This is a genomic window from Gallintestinimicrobium sp. (assembly GCF_046968865.1).
Classification (GTDB): domain Bacteria; phylum Bacillota; class Clostridia; order Lachnospirales; family Lachnospiraceae; genus Gallintestinimicrobium; species Gallintestinimicrobium propionicum.
The window spans coordinates 12,890-32,490 of sequence record NZ_JBKVPW010000015.1; the positions used below are offsets into that span (position 1 = coordinate 12,890).

The 19,601-nt window shown below is 50.0% G+C and carries 12 protein-coding genes and 1 riboswitch; of the genes, 1 reads left to right on the plus strand and 11 read right to left on the minus strand.

The window, feature by feature from the left end; translation table 11 throughout:
* Window positions 1-128 precede the first annotated feature (128 nt).
* Window positions 129-285, minus strand: a riboswitch (FMN riboswitch).
* 66 nt (window positions 286-351) lie between these two features.
* The 8 genes from ACLTOQ_RS12520 to trxB form a co-directional block, all read right to left on the minus strand.
* Entirely contained in the window at window positions 352-2,841 is a 2,490-nt protein-coding gene (locus ACLTOQ_RS12520) for a Tex family protein (protein ID WP_412271873.1), read from the minus strand.
* Window positions 2,842-3,024: 183 nt separating this feature from the next.
* Complete coding sequence (locus tag ACLTOQ_RS12525) at window positions 3,025-4,020, minus strand: hypothetical protein (protein WP_337754303.1); 996 nt, start codon at window positions 4,018-4,020, stop codon at window positions 3,025-3,027.
* A 159-nt stretch (window positions 4,021-4,179) separates the two neighbouring features.
* Window positions 4,180-5,679: an MBOAT family O-acyltransferase gene (locus tag ACLTOQ_RS12530; protein ID WP_337754301.1), complete on the minus strand. Its 1,500-nt coding sequence runs from the start codon at window positions 5,677-5,679 to the stop codon at window positions 4,180-4,182.
* A 663-nt stretch (window positions 5,680-6,342) separates the two neighbouring features.
* On the minus strand, window positions 6,343-7,404 hold the full coding sequence (locus ACLTOQ_RS12535) for a glycosyltransferase (RefSeq protein WP_412319577.1): 1,062 nt from the start codon (window positions 7,402-7,404) through the stop codon (window positions 6,343-6,345).
* Window positions 7,405-7,473: 69 nt separating this feature from the next.
* Window positions 7,474-9,453 carry a hypothetical protein gene (locus tag ACLTOQ_RS12540; protein WP_337622916.1) on the minus strand — a complete coding sequence of 660 codons (1,980 nt, stop codon included), beginning with the start codon at window positions 9,451-9,453 and terminating at the stop codon, window positions 7,474-7,476.
* 197 nt (window positions 9,454-9,650) lie between these two features.
* Window positions 9,651-10,178, minus strand: coding sequence for a ribosome hibernation-promoting factor, HPF/YfiA family (hpf, locus tag ACLTOQ_RS12545; protein ID WP_021914374.1), 528 nt, complete (start codon window positions 10,176-10,178; stop codon window positions 9,651-9,653).
* Between the two features lie 677 nt (window positions 10,179-10,855).
* Window positions 10,856-12,235: an SH3 domain-containing C40 family peptidase gene (locus ACLTOQ_RS12550; RefSeq protein WP_337560628.1), complete on the minus strand. Its 1,380-nt coding sequence runs from the start codon at window positions 12,233-12,235 to the stop codon at window positions 10,856-10,858.
* 213 nt (window positions 12,236-12,448) lie between these two features.
* On the minus strand, window positions 12,449-13,360 hold the full coding sequence (gene trxB / locus ACLTOQ_RS12555; protein ID WP_117961790.1) for a thioredoxin-disulfide reductase: 912 nt from the start codon (window positions 13,358-13,360) through the stop codon (window positions 12,449-12,451).
* A 237-nt stretch (window positions 13,361-13,597) separates the two neighbouring features.
* Here trxB and ymfI point away from each other — a divergent pair, with 237 nt between their 5' ends.
* Window positions 13,598-14,359 (plus strand): elongation factor P 5-aminopentanone reductase, encoded by a 762-nt coding sequence (ymfI, locus tag ACLTOQ_RS12560; RefSeq protein WP_337672586.1) that lies wholly within the window; start codon window positions 13,598-13,600, stop codon window positions 14,357-14,359.
* A 16-nt stretch (window positions 14,360-14,375) separates the two neighbouring features.
* On the opposite strand, the gene ACLTOQ_RS12565 is transcribed toward ymfI, so the two are convergent.
* The 3 genes from ACLTOQ_RS12565 to ACLTOQ_RS12575 all read right to left on the minus strand — a co-directional run bounded on the left by ACLTOQ_RS12565 (window position 14,376) and on the right by ACLTOQ_RS12575 (window position 19,580).
* Complete coding sequence (locus tag ACLTOQ_RS12565) at window positions 14,376-14,780, minus strand: hypothetical protein (protein WP_412319579.1); 405 nt, start codon at window positions 14,778-14,780, stop codon at window positions 14,376-14,378.
* Window positions 14,781-14,902: 122 nt separating this feature from the next.
* Window positions 14,903-16,780: an ABC transporter ATP-binding protein gene (locus ACLTOQ_RS12570; RefSeq protein ID WP_412319580.1), complete on the minus strand. Its 1,878-nt coding sequence runs from the start codon at window positions 16,778-16,780 to the stop codon at window positions 14,903-14,905.
* A gap of 265 nt (window positions 16,781-17,045) precedes the next feature.
* A complete protein-coding gene (locus ACLTOQ_RS12575; protein WP_262586761.1) occupies window positions 17,046-19,580 on the minus strand; it encodes a beta-mannosidase in 2,535 nt (844 codons plus the stop codon).
* Window positions 19,581-19,601 lie beyond the last annotated feature (21 nt).

Consider the following 19,601-nt stretch of genomic DNA (forward strand, 5'->3'; position numbering starts at 1 on the left):
CGGAGCATTTTTATCGTATGGAAACGAAGTTTCCTATACGATAAAAAACCCGGAAGAGAAATCTTCCGGGTCTGTGCGCTGTTTGCTTTGGGTTTCTTCTGCGTCGGCAAAAACGCATCAGAAAAAGCAATCATCTTCTTCCATCCAGACTGTACTGTCGGCTTCGGAGTTTCCGTCTGCTCCCATTGCAGAAGGATCACCGAATCATGCCCCGCTGACTTATACAGCGAAAGGCTCGTGGGCTATACCACCGGTTGGGACTTGCACCCGACCCTGAAGAACTTTACCTTTATTAACGTGTTGAGTATATGACGTTTTTGATAAAAAATCAAGAGAAAATTTTGTTTTTTCTTATTTCTGATCCAGACGCATCGTCAGGCCGATCCGTTTTTTGACCGGATCAACGTCCAGTACCTTTACATCCACGATATCCCCAACGCTGACTGCTTCCAGCGGATGCTTGATAAAACGGTCCGTGATCTGGGAAATGTGCACCAGTCCGTCCTGATGGACGCCGATATCCACGAATACACCAAAGTCGATGACGTTACGGACGGTTCCCTTTAACACCATGCCGGGCTTTAGGTCCTTCATATCCAGCACGTCGCTGCGCAGGATCGGGCGGGGCATATCCTCACGCGGATCGCGGGCAGGCTTTTCCAGCTCCCTTACAATATCTGTCAGCGTGATCTCGCCAATACCGAGCTCTTCCGCCAGCTTTTTCTTGTCCGGGATGCGGCGTTCCAGTGCAGAAACGGCTGCTGCCTTCTGGCTGCCGGATGTGCTGCTGCCTGCAGCGGCTCCTGTCGACGCATTTGCAGCGTTCAATGCTCCTGCGCCAGACCGCCCCGATGGGTTTGCTCCTTTTTTGTCGGTTCCGCCATTGTCTGCATCCAAAGTCATTCCCTGCATGGCTGCTGCCAGTGCGCGTCCCATCGCCGTATCCGTATTGCGGATGTTGAAGCCGTTTTGTCTGCGGTCCTTGCGGTTTGCTTTGTTTTTGGCGGACACATTCTGGCGTGCAGCGTCGCCTGAAGTATTTTTGCTGTCAGCGCCCGATGTGTTCTGCGCAGCGCGTCCCTTTTTGGCTTCCGCCTGCAGCATGCGCACATCTTCCATGGAAAGCTCCAGTTTCTTTAACAATTCCATCGTCGCAGGATAGGACTCGGGATGTACGCTCGTCGCATCCAGCGGATTTTCTCCGTCCGCAATCCGCAAAAAGCCTGCGCACTGCTCAAATGCTTTGGGCCCCAGCTTCGGAACCTTTAACAGCTGCTTCCGGTTTGTAAAGCGTCCGTTTGCTTCCCGGTATTCTACGATATTTTTTGCAACCGTCCTGGAAATACCGGAAATGTACTCCAAAAGCGGAGCAGATGCGGTATTTAAGTCCACGCCTACCCGGTTTACACAGTCCTCTACCACACCGCCCAGGGCTTCCCCAAGCTTTTTCTGGTTCATATCATGCTGATACTGTCCGACACCGATGGATTTGGGATCGATCTTTACCAGCTCGGAAAGTGGATCCTGCAGACGGCGTGCGATCGAAGCCGCACTTCTTTGTCCCACGTCAAACTGCGGGAACTCTTCCGTTGCCAGCTTGCTGGCAGAATAAACAGATGCGCCCGCTTCGTTGACGATCACATACTGAACCGGCTTTTTCAGCTCTTTGATCAAATCGACGATCACCTGCTCGGACTCGCGGCTCGCAGTGCCGTTTCCCACAGAGATCAGAGAAATATCGTACTTCTCGATCAGCTTCTTTAATTCCTTTTTGGCTTCTTCTACTTTGTTCTGAGGTGCAGTCGGATAAATGACCTTCGTATCCAGTACCTTTCCGGTCGCATCCACAACAGCAAGCTTACAGCCGGTACGAAACGCCGGATCCCAGCCGAGCACTACATGTCCGGCGATTGGAGGCTGCATCAAAAGCTGTTCCAGATTCTTGCCAAAGACGCTGATTGCACCCTCTTCGGCTTTTTCTGTCAGCTCATTGCGGATATCGCGCTCGATCGCCGGGGCGATCAGACGGTCATAGCTGTCCTCAATCACGGCGCGCAGTACCACCTCCGTCACCGGATTTTCTTCGGTAATTACTTTTTTTGCAAGGTACTGTAAAATACGGTCACGGGGTGCTTCCACCTTAACAGTCAAGAATTTCTCCGCCTCGCCGCGGTTCAATGCCAGCACACGGTGTCCCGCTGCCTTTTTGAGCGGCTCCTCGTACTGATAGTACATCTCATAAACACTCTGCGCCTTTTCATCCCGCGCGGTGCTGGTGAGCTTGCCCTCGTCCATCGTGATTTTCCGGATGTACATCCGGTAATCCGCCTCATCGGAAATTCCTTCCGCAAGGATATCCTGTGCGCCCTGCAGCGCTTCCTTTGTATCCGCTGCGCCTTTTTCAGGATTCACATAAGCAGCTGCCGCTTCTTCCAGAGAACCGGAAAATTTCTGTTCCCGGATCAAATCGGCAAGTCCGTCCAGCCCCTTTTCCTTTGCAACACTGGCTCTCGTCTTTCTCTTCGGACGGTAAGGGCGGTATAAATCCTCTACGACAACCAGCGTTTCTGCCGCCAGAATTTTATTTTTCAGATCCTCCGTCAGCTTGCCCTGCTCTTCGATGCTCGCCATAACGGAGGTCTTTTTCTCCTCCAGATTGCGCAGATAGTTCAGACGCTCGTACAGATTTCTCAGTACCTCGTCATTTAAGGAACCGGTCGCTTCCTTACGGTATCTGGAAATAAAGGGAATCGTGTTGCCCTCGTCGATCAGCTTGACCGCAGCTTCTACCTGCCAGCGCTCTACCTGAAGTTCCTCTCTGAGCTTATTTAAAATGTCCATGTCAATTTCCTTTCTGTCTGTTTGCTTCCTGCCTGCACTGCAGCGCGTCCTGGTCGATCAGCAGCGGCATATTTTACCAATCTGCGGCGCATCCGGCGCGCACATTCCAGTCCGAAACCATATTTGACAGCATACCAGAAGTCCCGTTTTTTGTAAAGCTTTCGCCCGGTCAGCACGTTGGCCTCATTCTCCGGATTTCATGAGCTGGTTTTCCCACGATTCATAGCCCTTTTGTCCCCTGCGGTCGGGAAAGCTGTAATTTTGGGAAAGCCACTTTCCAAGATACGCCGTGTACTTTGCGCCGCCCGCCTCGTTTAAGTGCGCGTGGTCTGCATAATCCGTTGAAAAGTCCAGCCCCATCTCCCGATAATGGGCAGGCGTATTAGTGTTCCAGAACAGCAGTCCATCTTTTTCTGCCAGCTGCCCAATGAAATTGTAAACCTCCTGATCCCTTTCCTCCAACAGATACGGTCCGGAAATCAGCGCAAGTGTAATGCCTTCTTTTTTCGTCAGTTCTACGACTTTTTCAAAATATTCCTTTGATTTTTCGGTCATTTCCTGCGATGTCGTCACATGGCTCATATCCGGCTCCGTCAGCTCTGCGTGGCGGTTTAGCGGCGTGTAGCCTTTCCAACGCTCCTGCGTTTTCCGATTCCAGACGAAATTCTGAAAATCCTCTGTCGTCAGCTGGTCATATCTGGAATGATATTCCGTAAATCCCAGAAAAAAGTGACTTTGCTCCTCCTGCACGCTTGTATACACTGCTTCCAGCTTATTCAGAGATATCCGCATCCCGTCAAGGTTTTCATCTGCCCATCCCGGCTGGAAATCATCATAAAAACGACTCGGACAGAACATGTCCAGCACCACCAGCTTCGGCTTCTGGTTCTTCAACGCTTCTTTCAGATTATAATAGCTGTTCCAGAGCGGCTGCTCCGCGCCGGTCATCAGGTACGCTGCCATGCCGTATTCGTCCCAGAGCAGCTGCGTATTCACGTTGCAGTGAACGTGGCTGCTGCCCAGAAAAAGTACGTCGATTTTATTTTTCGGCTGCACATACAGATACCGCGTCTGATCGACTCCATGCGGCGATTTGACACACAGAACCCGATTTAAATTGTTCAGTAAAAGGAGCACCAGACACAGAAAAATGCCCCCTCGAATCCACTTTTTTCTCATTTTATTCTCCATTCCGCAGGCGCTTGCGCCGAAGGAATCGCGAGGCGAACATCCAGTTCGGCTCTGCGATCCCAGCTACTTTATGACGCCTGCGGCACAAATAGCAGTGTGAAAAATAAGCGATCACGCTTATTTTTCACATTAATCTCCCCACATGCCTTAAAATTCCACATAAATAAATCCGGACGGGTCAAAGCCCTTTCCATATTGCCCGACCACGAACACTGCTCCGATCAAAAACAGACAAATCGCCCAGCGCACCGGAAGCGGCATCCTATAAATCCAGACTGCCGGCTCCTGTTTCTTTTTTTCAGAAATCAAATCAATTCCAAACAGCACTGCAATCCCAGCAACTGCAATGAAAAACTGCGTTTTTTCCAATCCCATCGTGAACAAAAACTGTCTCCAGTACAGAAATCCGTTCCACCTGGTAAACATATTTTTCAGACAGATCACTGCCATCGATACCGATTCGCTGCGGAAAAAGATCCAAAAACACATCACCGTAAAAAAGGTCAGCAGAACCGAAAGCATATGCCGCAGCTTTTCCAGGCCAATTTTTGCTTCCCCGAATACCGCTTGCTTCGCCTTTTTGTAAAAATCCTGCACGACCTGTCCGGCACCATGCAGCAGTCCCCATGCCAAAAACTGCGGCGCGCCGCCATGCCACAGACCGCTGATGAGAAAAACAAGCAGTATATTGCGCTGTCTGACTGCAAGTCCCTTTCTGCCGCCGCCCAGCGGAATATAAATATAATCCCTCAGCCAGCTGCTCAAAGAAATGTGCCATCTGCGCCAGAAATCCGTCAGGTTTTTGGCGAAATAAGGCTGCTTAAAGTTCTGGACCAGCTCAAAGCCAAATAGTCTGCCGACACCGACCGCGATCATCGAATAGCTCGCAAAATCACAGTAAATCTGAACCGCATAAAAGAGCGCCGCCATCAGCATCGTAAAGCTGTTGGCATCCTGATACATGCTGTATACCTGATTCACGAGAATTTCCGCCCGCTGCGCGACGATCAGCTTCATCCCATAGCCGAGCAGCATCGCAATCAGCCCCTGCATGACCCGATCATAATTTAGAAGCTCACGCCGCTTTTTTTTCGTAATTTCTCTAAGCTGTCCCAGAAAATGGTCTCCACGCTCGATCGGTCCGCTCATAATGTTCGGAAAAAAGGAGAGAAATGCCGCAAAGCGCCAGAAGCTTTTTTCCGCAGGATATTTTCCCCTCGAAACGTCTATCAGATAGCCGATCGCTTCCAGTGTATAAAACGAAATTCCGATGGGTGCGACGAGTCCGAACTTCGCTGCAACATCCAGATGAACGATTTGTAGACCTCTTCCATATGTTTTGTTGATGATTTCATTCCAGACCGGCAGATATTTAAACACTGCCAAAAGAATCAGCTGAAAAGAAAGGCACGCTCCGATCAGCAAACGGCGCTTCGTCCTGTCTGCGCCTTTTTCCACTAAAAGGGCACAGCCCCACGTCAGACACACAGAACTCAGCAGCCAGATGCCCGCAAACGGATCTGCCCACTCGAAAAAGAGGATATTGAAAATCAGTAAAACTGCCAGCCGTCCCTTTTTCGGCACGGCATAAAATCCTCCTACTGCTGCCGCCAGAAAAGCGGCAAATGTAAATGATTGAAACGACAAGACTTTTCTCCCGGATATCGGGAAACCCCATTCCCGTATTTGTCCGTCGACCCATCGGGCAAAGCCTGGTACAGCGTTTCGTAAATAACTATACCAATCGCGTAGGATGTGGATTCGAGTGTGCAGGTATAAAAACGCAGGCGTAGCGGGCTACGCTGAGGCTTTTATACCTGTGCAATCGGATTCACAGGCAAGTGAGTGGTATAGTTATTTCGAAAACGATGTACTAGCCGTTACAACAGTGCGGAATGGATGCAGGGCGGCTGGCTCAGCACCGCGTGGTTCGATCCATCTAACGAACTGCAGCTCCGTTTTGCGTAACGACTGGCTGTAAATCCGGTTTCTGAAAACTCCATTGCCCTGTTTTCTCCGAAACCGTTTTCTCATTTCCTGTTGAGAGTATTATATCCATTTTTTTCAGAAAGCGTCAATCGTTTCGTCCAAATCCTAAGAAAGACTTAAGCTTTTGGTTACAGTTCACTCGTACCGTTTGGGAGCAGATTTCATGCTCGCATGAAGATCTGCTTACAAAAAGGTACGGAGGGAGCGCCATTTTATGAGCAAAAATGAGCTGCGAAGCAGCGGAGAGCGTCGAAGACGCGGTTTTGCGAATGGCGCGAGTGAACTGTAACAGCTTTCAAGGGAAGCTACAAGCAGCGTTCTTTAACGGTACACGATTTCCCGCTGGATCAGGAAGCTGATAAAGAACAGGAATACGTCCACCAGGATCTTAACTGCCACCTCCGAGCCACCCAGAACGCCATACAGCAGGCTGACCAGTCCGGCGCTTGCCAACATCTGCACGACTGCGAGCACAAAATAGCGCACCGCCGATTTCCACATTGCGCCGCTGCTTTTAAACACAACCCTGTAATTCAGGAAAAAGTTGTAGCCCGCCGACACCACGCGCGCAAGCACGGTCGAAACCACAATATAGCTGACAGCCTCCGGCATTCTTTCTTTCGTCAGGCTGCAAAACAGTGCAAACAGCACCAGATCGATGATGCACGATGACAGGGAAGAAAACAAAAATTTTGCAAATACCAGATAAATCCGAGCTGAATCCAGCAGCGGGTTGAAATGGCTGCCTTTGTTATCGTTTAAGTAAACCGTTTCAATTGGCACTTCGCGGATGCCGACCTTTTGCTCTCCTGCCTCCAGAAGCATGTAGGTTTCAAACTCGAACCGCTCGCCCTTGACGTTCATCAGATGGCGCATAAACGCAGCCGGAATGCCGCGCAGCCCGGTCTGGGTATCCGATACCGCCACGCCGCAAAGGTATTTGAGCACCTGACGTGTGATTTTGTTGCCCCATTCCGATTTTGCCGGGACGTTGTCCTGATCGAAATTCCGGCAGCCCAAAATCAGCTTTTCCGGCTCTTTTTCCATCGCTTCCATACATTTCTGAATACAGGCGGGCGTATGTTGTCCGTCCGAATCCGCGGTAATCGCTCCGATCGCCTCCGGGTATCTGTTTAAAACTTCATTAAAAGCAGTTTTTAATGCACGCCCTTTCCCCAGGTTCACCGCATGAGTCAAAACAATTGCGCCGAGCTGTTTTGCCTGTTCAAACAGGTTCCGATACTCGTTTCCGCTTCCGTCATCCACCACGACGATTCTCTCGATTCCAGATTCCTGCAGCGTCTGCAGCAGGCGGATCATTTTTTCATCCGGTTCATAAGCCGGTATAATGACCGGTATCCGTTTCTCCATTGTATTCTCCATTCCAATGTTTTCCTTGCGCTATTTCTGTGTACCCTTACTCTGGTGTTATCCAACGCCGTTTGATTCCTTTTATGGCTGTCCCTGTCGGCTTTCTTCCGCCCTTTCCAATATCAGCGTCCCGTCGTTTATTTGAATTCGATACAACGTTTTCCACGCAAATTCCTCTGTATAAGGCGCAAACAGATCTTTTAACGCTTCATCCGTTTCATCTGCATATAAGTAGCCCGCATGGGAAGCCTGCACCAGTTCCCACACCTGTCCGGATGTGGTGTCTTCCCCGATTCCGCCAAACAGCACCGACACCGGAGACGCCTCAAACGAAATGTAAGTATTTCTGACCCACTGCGCCGCATCCTGTACATTTTTCAGATACAGTACCCGCATCCCACTGCCCATGTCCTGTTTGGACATTTTTTCCAGAAATTCCTCCGACGCTTCCGTGATCATGTTCGACCGTGCCTGCAAATCGTCGTCTAAGCGCTGCCGGTAACCGATCATCCCGTCATAGACAGCGCCCCAGTTTGCACACAACAATACAGCTGCAGCCAGCGCTGCATAGGGCGAAATTTTTCCCCACAGCCTCGGACTGCGTTCCAGAAAAATCCCGAACAGCAGATACAACGTTCCAACTGTAAACGGTGCACTGTAGCGTTCGATCGACGCAATCATCCCGGTTGCTTCCAGATACTGGGTTTCCGTCGCAAAAATCGTCAGATGACTCACAAGGTTGATGCCGTAAAAAACAATTCCCGTCAGCGGCACATACACAAACAGGAAATTCCGCTCCGTTTTGGTCAGAAGCTTCCTGCGGTACAGCCATGCGATTCCGATCAGAAAAATCACAAACAGGGCAAGCGCCGATACACCGATCCAAGAAAATCCATCCCGATGCAGCGCCCGTGCTGCAAATGCTTCTGCATACGCATGCAGCAGCTTCTGTACAGTTCCTTCAAGCAGGATCGGCAGGTTGCCCGACGCCATCGAAACCGCCGCCCCGGTCAGTTTTGCCACCCGCTTCATGAGCAGACAAAACAGCATCCAGCTTCCTCCACTGACGGCTGGAAGTGCTGTGATGCAAAGCAGCTGCCGTATTTCTTTCTTTTTGTCCGCTGCGCCATGCAGCCGCCAGAACCAGACAAAGACGAGGGCGAACGCCGCCCACAAAAATCCAACGGACTTTACGAGCACCAGAACGCCGAGATACAGGGCGATCCGCAGGTTGGAGAAGGTGCGGGAACGGGAAGCTGCATCAGCAATGTCTGCGGTAGCAGTGTCTGCGGCGGCAGTGTCTGCACCAGGCGCAGCCCGATCTTCCAGACAGCTCATCAGTATCACACCGTAGATCACCGCCATCACCAGGTCGGCGCACATTCCTCCGAGGTAAAACGTCTCTGTCATACTCGGAAACGCTGCCAGGCAGACCACAAGCACAACGGTCCAGAAAAGCTGCTTCACCGTCCGTCTGTCAGTCTGCAGCGCTTCGTCCAGCCTGCTAAGCAGTGGCGTCAGAAAAACAAACACGCCGAAATAGTATCCGGCAAACATCAGCCCCTCAGAAAAGCCGTCCGGCTTTAAATGAACAAACCACCATTTGAGCAGCTGGATTCCCGGCGGGTAATCGCCAAACTCCGAAGCTGCATTCGTATATTTCGCTGCAAAGCCATCCAGCGCATACAATGCCTTGACGTCCGTTGCCCAGAAATTCAAGTCATCCCACCACGTTGCAATTTTATTTCCGGTCAAAAGCACTGCACCGGTCAGCAACACCATGGCAGCAATCACAGACGGCGCAAAGAACATCTCCCGCAGCTGTGCAAACAGCTTTTTCTTCTTTTCTCCGGATAAAAACAGAACTCTCAAAACTGCTCCCACCACAATCGCTGTGCTGAAATAATCGATCCAGGACAGCCGCCGGAAAAATGCGAGCACATATAATATTAAAATCAGAATACAGGTTGCCAACGGCAGGACAGCCGTCAGCTGCTTTTCAAATCTGAGCGCCAGCAGGCAGGCGATCATCAAAAAAGCAGCGAGCAAAACAACAGCCATGTTCTTTCTCCTTCTTCTTTCGTGTCTGTTACATCTTAGCATAATACAGGATGGCGGGCAACTGCAGAAGTGCTGCGCAGTGCGCCTTACGGCATAACGTACATCGCTGTAAAGCGCACCGCAAAATCGGGCGGAAGCTTTCGCCCCCGCCCGGTTTTGGTTTGCTGATTCAAATTTGTCAATGGCTCTGTCCAGATTTATACTTCCGGCTCAATCAGCCCGTAGGTATTGCCTTTTCTTCTGTAAACAACATTTACCTGATCCGTCTCTGCATTGCAGAATACATAAAAGCTGTGTCCTAAAAGCTCCATCTGTACGCAGGCATCCTCCGGATACATCGGTTTGATATCGAACTTCTTGGTTCTGACGATTTTAACCTCTTCCTCCTCTTCTTCATCCGCTTCCAGGTAATCAGGCTGGAAACTTGCAGCCGCCTGCTGCTGTGCGATCAGCTTCGTCTTGTATCTTCTGAGCTGTCTCTCGATAATTTCCTCTACCAGATCAATCGATACATACATATCGCTGCTGGTCTGCTCCGACCGGATAATGTTTCCTTTCATCGGGATGGTCACTTCAATTTTCTGTCTGTCCTTTTCCACACTTAATGTTACATAGATTTCCGTATCCGCTGTAAAATACCGCTCCAGCTTACCGAGCTTTGCTTCTACTGCACTGCGCAGACCGGGTGTAACGTCAATGTTTTTTCCGCTGATAATCATCTTCATAAAATCATCATCCCTTCTGGTCCATAATTAGGATATTGCAAGAGCTTTCTTTCTCTATCCTTATTCAGATTATACCATAAGTCCTCGTCCCAGGCAATATTTTCTGAGCATTTTAAACAATTGTCTTTTTTTTCTGACAATTATATTTCTTTTCAGACTGCCGACAAAAACTGGATTGCTGTGATAACTTCACAAAACAACTGTTTGTTTTGGACATTCCGTATTCCACAGGATTCGGTTTTTTTGTCTGTGGATAATGTGGATAAAATAGTGTATAACTTAATTTCCCGCATTTTTCGCCTTTTTTCGATGTGGATAACTATGTGAGTTTTCATTTTTGTTATTTCGCACATTTTTGTTTCTTCTTGTGCATTTTAACAAATCCGGCTCCTGAAATTCCATTGCTGCTTTTTATCAATATCAGACAATTTCCGTGTTTTGAAACAATGGGCAGATTTTCGCTTTCTCCCTGTGAAAAAGAATGTGCCTTGGCACATTCTCGCGCCGAGGCGCGGTTGCTTCAGCAACCATCTACCACTGCGCCGAGTGCGCATCCTCGCGGAGCGTTTATTATCGTATGGAAACGAAGTTTCCAATACGATGAGAAAACCGCTGTACATTCCTGCACAGCGGTTTATCTGTTTCTTATTTTATTTTGCGTATTTACTGCAGCCGTCTTAGAAAATACGTCTGATCGCCACAGGTGTTCTGTAGCTTGCGTTCGAAATCTTGATACCGGTTGCTTCCGTGCTGGCATGGACGATCTGTCCGTTACCGATATAAATCGCAACATGTCCGGAATAGCAAACCAAATCACCGGGCTGCGCGTTTGCCAGACTTCCTACGTTATAACCGACATAACGGTCGGAAGTGGAGGAATGCGGCAGGGATACGCCGAAATTCTTATAAACGCTCATAACAAAACCGGAGCAGTCCGCACCGTTTGTCAAACTTGTCCCACCGTATACATAGGGATTACCGACAAACTTTACCGCATAGTTTGCAACAGACTGTCCCAAGCCGGAACCAGAAGATGAAACAGTCGCCTGCTGAGAAGCAGTGGATTCGGAAGAAGTACTCTTATCCGTTATCTCGGCATTCTTCCCTTCCTTTGCTTTTTCCTTCGCTTTCATACGCTCTTCCGCTGCCTGCGCGGCTTTCTTTGCGTCTTCTCTTGCCTTTTCTTCTTCGGCAATTCTGGCTTTCTCTTCTTCGATGGATTCTGCGGTCACATACTCCGTTGCAACTACGACATAATCCTCGGAAACCCAGCCGTCACCTTCTTCGATGCTGACTTTGACGAAACCGTTTTCTTCATCCAGAACGGAAAGCTCTTCGCCTCCAGGAACCAGACCAATAACGCTCGCTTCCAGACTCGCTTCGCTTCTGACCTTCAGGGTCTCGGTGTTGACAGTCGCCATCTTCTGGCCGACTTCATCTGCGATCTTTTCCGCCTCGTCTCCGGTCTTGAAATACTCCGCCTTCACATAGCCTTCTACGCTGCCGGATTTTACCTGATACCAGTCGCCGTCCTTTGCAACCAGCGTGCCGACAGAATTGTTATACAGCTTACCGACGATTTCGCCATCCGTGCTGGCGGTGCTGCGGATATTTACATAATCGTTGACCTGCGCGATGATCAGAACGTCCTGTTCCTTTTCACGCTCTTCATCGGAGATCTTCGTCTCAGGCTCTTTTAATACCGGCTCTACCGCTTCGATAATCTCCGTCTCAGCTGTGCTTTCTGCCTCCACTGCAGCCTCTGCCTCTGTCGCAGATTCTGCGACTGTCTGTGTTACAGATGCCTTGGTGTCGCTGGATGCAACCGGCTCTGCCGGCTCTTTTTCTTCTTTTCTCTTTTTAATTTCTTCACGAATCTGCGATACCGAAACACCGTCATTTAATACCAGGCCAACGCCTGCTGCCGGCAGGACTGCTGATATCGCAGACTTTGCGGATACCGTCGCTGTATTTAGTTCTGCAGCAGGCATGTTTCCGGTAACTAATACTGCCATCGCCATAGCCGCTGCTGTCATTTTAATCTTATGATAATGCATGGATTACTCCCGATTCTCAAAATTGTTACATTTGTTACAAAATTATTAAATTCGAAATATACTATAGCACTCCATGTCATTTTTGTCAATTCCTGCAGATCGCAATCTGACGGAAATACTGTGACAAATTTATGAATTTTTTATGACTTCATACAGCCAAAGCATCTTTAGCTGTTCCGGCGACCAGCAGTTTTCCCTTTGGACGCTGTTTTTTTACCGTGTCTGGAAATATTCCTGTACAGAGTTGACCGCATTTGCCCCGTCTGCAACCGCCGTCACGATCTGACGCAGCTTTTTCGTCCGCACGTCCCCGACTGCAAAAATGCCCGGCACGCTCGTGCAGCAGTCCTCTCCCGCACAGATATAGCCTGCCTCGTCCGTTTTTACAAGGCTCTTGAAGCTCTCGGACACCGGCTGAATCCCGACCGCAATAAAGATTCCGTCCGCCGCGACAAAACGCTCTTCTTTTGTCTGTGTATCCAAAAGCTGCACGCCGGTCACGAACGCTTCTCCCGTGATTTCCTCTACAGCTGCGTTCCAGACCAGCTCCACATTCGGCAGGGTAAACAGCTTTTCCTGCAGGCTCTTTGCCGCACGCAGGCTGTCCCTGCGGTGGATCAGGTAAACCTTTTCACAAAGTCCCGCCAGGAAAATCGCATCCTCCACAGCAACATCCCCGCCGCCGATCACTGCCGTCACTTTCTTCTTATAAAAAGCGCCGTCACAGGTCGCACAATAAGAAATACCTCTGCCAGCCAGCCGTTTTTCCCCGGGCACGCCAAGCTTTTTGTGCTCCGCACCGGCTGCAATAATGACCGCCTTTGCCGTAAACTCCCCAGCCGACGTCAGAACCTTTTTGCAGTCCGGCAAATTTTTGATTCCGGTCACATCCGCTTCCACAAATTCCGTACCGAGTCTGTCCGCATGCTCCCGAAATTGCATGCCGAGGTCAAAGCCGTTGATACCGGGAAGCCCCAGATAGTTATCCACCTCACAGGTATTTAACACCTGACCGCCGCTCATGGGATTTTTTTCAAGCACGAGCGTGGAATATCCCGCCCGTTTTCCATATATTGCCGCCCCGAGCCCCGCAGGACCGGAACCGATAATGATTAAATCGTACATAATTCCTCCATTCTGCAGACAACGCTTGCACCATTGGAATCGTTACTGTTTCCTGTGCGCCGACTGCCTCTTCAAAAGTATACGCAAAATCCGGCATTTTCACAAGTGACAACGCAAGAAATCTGTGCTACGCTGATCCTAGTATTACAGTTTCCTCGTGCCATGAAAGCTACGTGTAAACTGTAACATCACAGTAGTGCCAGGTGTCAGAAAACGCCTGCGGAATGGAGATTTTTTATGTACTCTGATCTTACCCCTATTTTTCCGGCGGAAAGCTCCTCCCGCCCCATCGCGCTGATCACCGGCGCGTCCCGCGGTATCGGAAAAGCAATCGCCGAAACCTTTGCGCAGGCAGGCTATGACCTGATTTTAACCTGCCGCCAGAACCGGGAAAAACTGGAAACGCTCTGTAAAAGCCTTTCCGAAGCTTATTCAATCCAGGCAGCTGCTTTTATCGGCGACCTCGGCGACTATGAAACGGTAAAGGAACTTTTTGCCCCGATCCGCCGTCTCAATCTTTTGGTCAACAATGCCGGAATTTCCCATATCGGACTTTTAACGGACATGTCCCCTGATCAATGGCACCGCGTTATGTCAACCAATCTGGACGCCTGCTTTTATACCTGTAAGCTCGCCGTTCCACTCATGCTGCACCGCCACTCCGGGCGGATTTTAAATATCTCCTCCGTCTGGGGCAACGTCGGCGCTTCCATGGAAACCGCCTACTCCGCCTCCAAAGGCGCAGTCAACAGTCTGACCCGCGCACTGGCAAAGGAGCTTGCGCCCAGCAATATTGCGGTAAACGCCATTGCCTGCGGCGTCATCGACACCGACATGAACCGCTGTTTTTCTGAAGAGGAACTCCAGGCACTGATCGAAGAGATTCCCGCAGACCGCTTGGGACAGCCTGAGGAAGTCGGACTGCTTGCGTTAAAGCTTGCAGAATCGCCCCTTTACTTAACCGGGCAGATTATCACAATGGACGGCGGATTTTTATAATCCGCCGTCCATTGTATTACTTTCTCCCCATTCCCTTCGGGAAGTTTACCTGATTCTTTTGTTCCTGCATCCGCTGTCTCTTGTTCATAATCCGTTTTAAGAAATAGATGATATAGGCGGTCTGAAGGTAATTGATCTCCATATTCCAGCCGATTCCCCCAAAGAAAAGGACTTCTGAAATCCCATACAGGACGATCAGCACCATCGGAATATAGATGCCCCATTTGCCAAAGTAGTTCGAATGCCAGCCAACGGCACCCATAAAGACCTGATTGACGAACATAACCAAAATAACCATGGCGTTGCCTTTTGCCGGATCGGGCAGCTGCATCAAAATCAGCGGCACCAGATAAAAGAGAATGGTCCCCCCCGCGCTGAAGCACGCCAGCCGAATCCAGTTTGCCTTGCTCAATTGTTTCATAACGTATATTTCTCCTTAATTTTCCACAAGCCAGTCGCGCTATCCTGCGCGCTCAGCGCCCCTGCGATACGCTTTTTCGTCCGTCGATGCGCACCGCACCCACGGCGAACTACGCTGCAGCGTCAGGACTGCAGTGCTTTCAGCTCGTAGAAATATCCTTTCTTTTCCATCAGCTCGTCGTAGCTGCCGACTTCGACAATCTTACCGTCCCGCATCGCAACGATCCTGTCCGCATTGCGGATCGTGGAAAGTCTGTGTGCTACCAGGAAGGTCGTGCAGTTTTTCATCATGTTGCTGGTCGCTTCCTGAACTTTTTTCTCGGAGGCAGAATCCAGCGCGCTCGTGGCTTCATCGAATACGATGATCTTCGGCTTACGAATCAGTGCCCTGGCGATGGAAATTCTCTGACGCTGACCGCCGGAAAGCTTATCCCCGTGTTCTCCCAGCTGCGTATAGATGCCATCCGGAAGCTTTTCGATCATATCCTCCAGTCCGACATCCTTTATGACCTCCATCACTTCCTTTTCCGTCACACGTTCCAGACCGTAAGCGATATTGTCCAGAATCGTTCCGGAAAACAGGATTGTATTTTGCGGCACGACTGCGATCTGATGACGATATTCATTGATATCCAGATTGACCATATTGATGCCGTCGATCAGGATCTTTCCGCTGACCGGAGGGATAAAGCCGATCAGCAGGTTCAGAACCGTAGATTTTCCGGCGCCCGATTCTCCCACCAGCGCAATGCTCTCCCCAGGCTTTACATCCAGAGTGAAATCGCTCAGCGTATTTTTATCGCTGTCAGGATATTTAAAATCCACATTGACAAATTTTACTGCGCCCTTTAATTCCCCCAGCGGCACAATGGAATTGTTTTCCTCCACATGGCTGTTGCCCATGATGTCGCCGATGGATTTGACAGACTCCAGACCCTTGCTGATCTGCGGATAAATATTGATCAGCGTCGAAATCTGTCCCACCAGAGAAGTGAAGTAGGTCTGATACAGAACAACCTCGCCAACCGAAATTTTGCCTTTGACTGCCAGATACGCAGTAAAGGCAAGACAGATCATCTGGAAGGACTGGAATACAACCCAGTTGACTGCACCGAAGAGTGCATTGATCAGATCCAGATTGTAACCGCGGTCTACGATCCGGTTCAGGTAGGTATTCATCTTGCTGATTTCCACTTCCTGCAGACCATGTGCCCGCGCCACCGGAATCATTTCAAGCATTTCGGCAACTGCACCCTGCGTGTTTTCCATCTCGCTTCGAAATTCCTGGTTTTTCTCCCGGACAGGCTTCTTAAATGCCCGCATCGTCAGAACTGCAAAGGGTACGACCACAAGGAAAAACAGAAATACCATCGGACTTTTCCGCAGGGTAATGACAATGATCACGGAAATATCCAGGACAAAAAAGAACAGGGTCCTGAAAATCTGGTTCAAAAGCTCTGTAACATTTTCCACGTCTCGCATGATCTTTGATTGCAGACGTCCTGACTGTACTTCCTTGTGGAACATGATGGAGAGCTGCTGCAGCTTTCTGACCATTGCATTTCGAAGAGAGCCTTCGATTCCTCTGTTGACGCTGGCAAATGCAACCGTTGCCAGATAGTTCGTTCCCGCGTTCTGCATAATAAAGAGCAGTGCAACCATCACATTCAACAGGATGATCTCCAGAGAGCCTGCATCCGGATTCGTCGCCGCATTGATGATGTTGCTCGTTGCAATCGGAATGATCCAGATCGGAGAGCGCTGCAGGATCAGGAAAAATCCTGTTTCTACCAGCTTCTTCTGCTTGCCTTTATAAAAACTGCACAGGATTTTTATCGGATGGTCTTTGTTCGTGGAATAGGTCTGCAGATAATCCTGAAACCTTTCCAGCCCCGCTTCTGACGGTTCTCTTCTTTCCGACCAGCGCACTTTCCTGGGCTTCTCCGGTTTTATCCCCGCCAGTTGTCCCTCCAGAGCCTTTTCTTTTTTATGGAATAACATAGTAAGCGTCCCTCCCGTTGTTTTCTTCCATAATCCTGATTTTTAAAAATGAATGTGCCTTGGCACATTCTCGCGCCAAGGCGCGGTTGCTTCAGCAACCATCTACCCTTGCGCCGAGTGCGCATCCTCGCGGAGCGTTTTTATCGTATGGAAACGAAGTTTCCTATACGATGAAAACGCCGGTGCACAACCGTCTGTGCACCGGCCCCTTCCTAACTGCGCGGTACGCCAGGCCTTCCTATGGGCCTGCGTGCCATGCTTTCGATCAGCGAATATCGTATACGCTGCGCAGACGCAGGTTTTCGGTACTGCCGGAGATCACCTTCACACGCTTCTCATTTGCATTTAAGTCGAAGTAGTTGTCTTCCAGAACGAGGTCTTCGTTCTCGTTGAGGATTTCAACGCTCTTTGCATATGCTTTTGCGGATACAACGATCTCATCGCCCTCTACGCGGCAGGTAAGCTCGGGATCTTCGTAACGGAAATACTTCGGATAAGAGAAGTTTACCGTACCCTCGGATACAACCTTGCCGTCGCAGATCAGCTCGTAGCTTACATAATGGGAGAAGATATCCGCATCCGGGAACTCTACCTTATCCAGCCATGTGCTGGTCAGGGCGGGAACGGTCAGCTCCTGCTCGCCGCTTTCCAAAACAGCTGCACCGGGATCCCGCAGTGCCCAGCGAACGGTTACGTTCTGATCCTGCATGGTTTCGTTTGCAACGTTTAAGCGGATGGACTTCTCGAATACGAAATGCTCACGGTTCATGTTCGCCTCGGAGCTCATCATGCCCTGCTCTTCACAGGAAATCATCAGCGGTGCGAAGAACCGTTTTGCATAGTAATGCAGTGCCTTTAAGCGTCCGCAGTAGTCTACGGAAGACCAGGAAATTACCGGCCAGCAGTCATTTAACTGCCAGTACACAGCACCCATACAACGTCCTCTGTTGCGGCGGAAGTGTTCTACACCGTAACGGATACCGTCTGCCTGCAGCAGCTGGGATGCGTATACAAAGGTCGGGAAGCTGTTGGGATATTTGTAGGTCTGCTGCATATAACCCATGATCTTTCCGTTTGCACTGTACTGACGCTGATGCTTCTCCATGATATAGGAGAAGGGGTTCATATCCTCTTCGTTATCCGTAAACTGCTCAATCGTTTTCACAGACGGGAATGCCTGGAAACCAAACTCAGACAGATAACGGAAGAAGTATTTGCGGTACTCGGTGAACGGACGGTTTCCGTGCCATACCTTCCAGTAATGTACGTCGCCGCGGTTCGGATCGTTAGGCTCGTCCAGACAGCCGCCTGAAGACGGGCTTGCAGGCCAATAGAAGGTCTGCGGATCGTACTCATGAACGATTTCCGGGATAATGCGCTCGAACATCAGGAAGTAATCCTTAACTTCGGAGGGCTTGGTCAGCCAGGAGTTGCGCTCGAATACGAACTGTTCCATTTCGTTGTTGCCGCACCACAGTCCCAGAGATGCGTGATGGCGCAGACGTTTTACATTCTCGATAAATTCCTGACGGATGTTTGCTTCGAATTCAGGTGTCAGCTCATAAACTGCGCACGCGAACATGAAGTCCTGCCAAACCATCAGACCCAGCTCATCACAGATATCATAGAACCAGTCGGAGGGATAGTAACCGCCGCCCCATACCCGGATCGCGTTGTAATTTGCAAATTTTGCTTTTTCCAGAAGCTTTCTGGTGGTCTCAGGATTCACTCTGCCAAGCAGATTATCCTCCGGAATATAGTCAGCGCCCATTGCGAAGACATCCACACCGTTTACCTGATGTGCGAAGCACTCGCCCCATTCGTCCTTTTCGATGTGCATGGTCATGGTGCGCAGACCGATTCTGCGGGTCCACTCATCCAGCGCAACGCCGTCGCTAAACAGGGTAACCTTTACTTCGTACAGGTTCTGCTCGCCGTAGCCGTTCGGCCACCACAGCTTGGGATCGTCGATCTTGACCTCAACCGGAGAGTTCTCATACAGCGTCTTGCTTCCATCCGGAGCAGTGATCTCTACGGTGTAGGTATAAGCCTTGCCGCACTTTTTGCAGGTATGACCGCCGGTAATGTTCTTTAACTTCGGTCCTCTCTCTGCATTGCCCACGACCTCCTGCTCCACGTCGAAGGTCAGAGTAACGGATTTTGTGATGGGACGAACGGTACCGGGCTCTGTCTCGCCGGTGCGCTCATGGGTCTGCTTAATGTATACACTGTCAATTCTTGCAGTGTTGATGCCAAGCAGGGAAACCGGACGGAAAATACCGGCATCCGGAAGATGTGCGCCCCAGTCCCAGCCGAACATATAGTGTGCCTTACGCAGATGTACGAAACCTTCGAAGGTATCGTCATTGCCCAGGGTGCGGCATTTTTTGAAGGCTTCACGAATCCATTTGTTGGGAGAATGCAGGATAACCTTCAATTCATTGTCCTTATCATGCAGGATTTCCTTCACATCATATTCCCATACACGATGCATGCTCAGAGGGCTGCCCAGATGGATTTCATTTAAATAAACGTCGCCGACCGTATCGATCCCGTCAAAACGCAGCACTACGCGGTCGCTGTCTAAAAGACCGTCCTCACAATCGAAGTGAGAAACATATTCGTAGTCTTCCTCCATCAACTCGCAGGCATCGTTTTCATTGTCTTTCCAGAACGGGTTTTCCATTTTCCCGTTGGAAAGCAGGTCGCCGTATACGCTTCCGGGTACGGCTGCAGGCAGGAATTCGTCGTTGCCGATCTGCCGCATTTCCCAGTTTTCATGTAAAAACTGCTGTTTCATTGCTGTTCCCTTTCCTTTCGT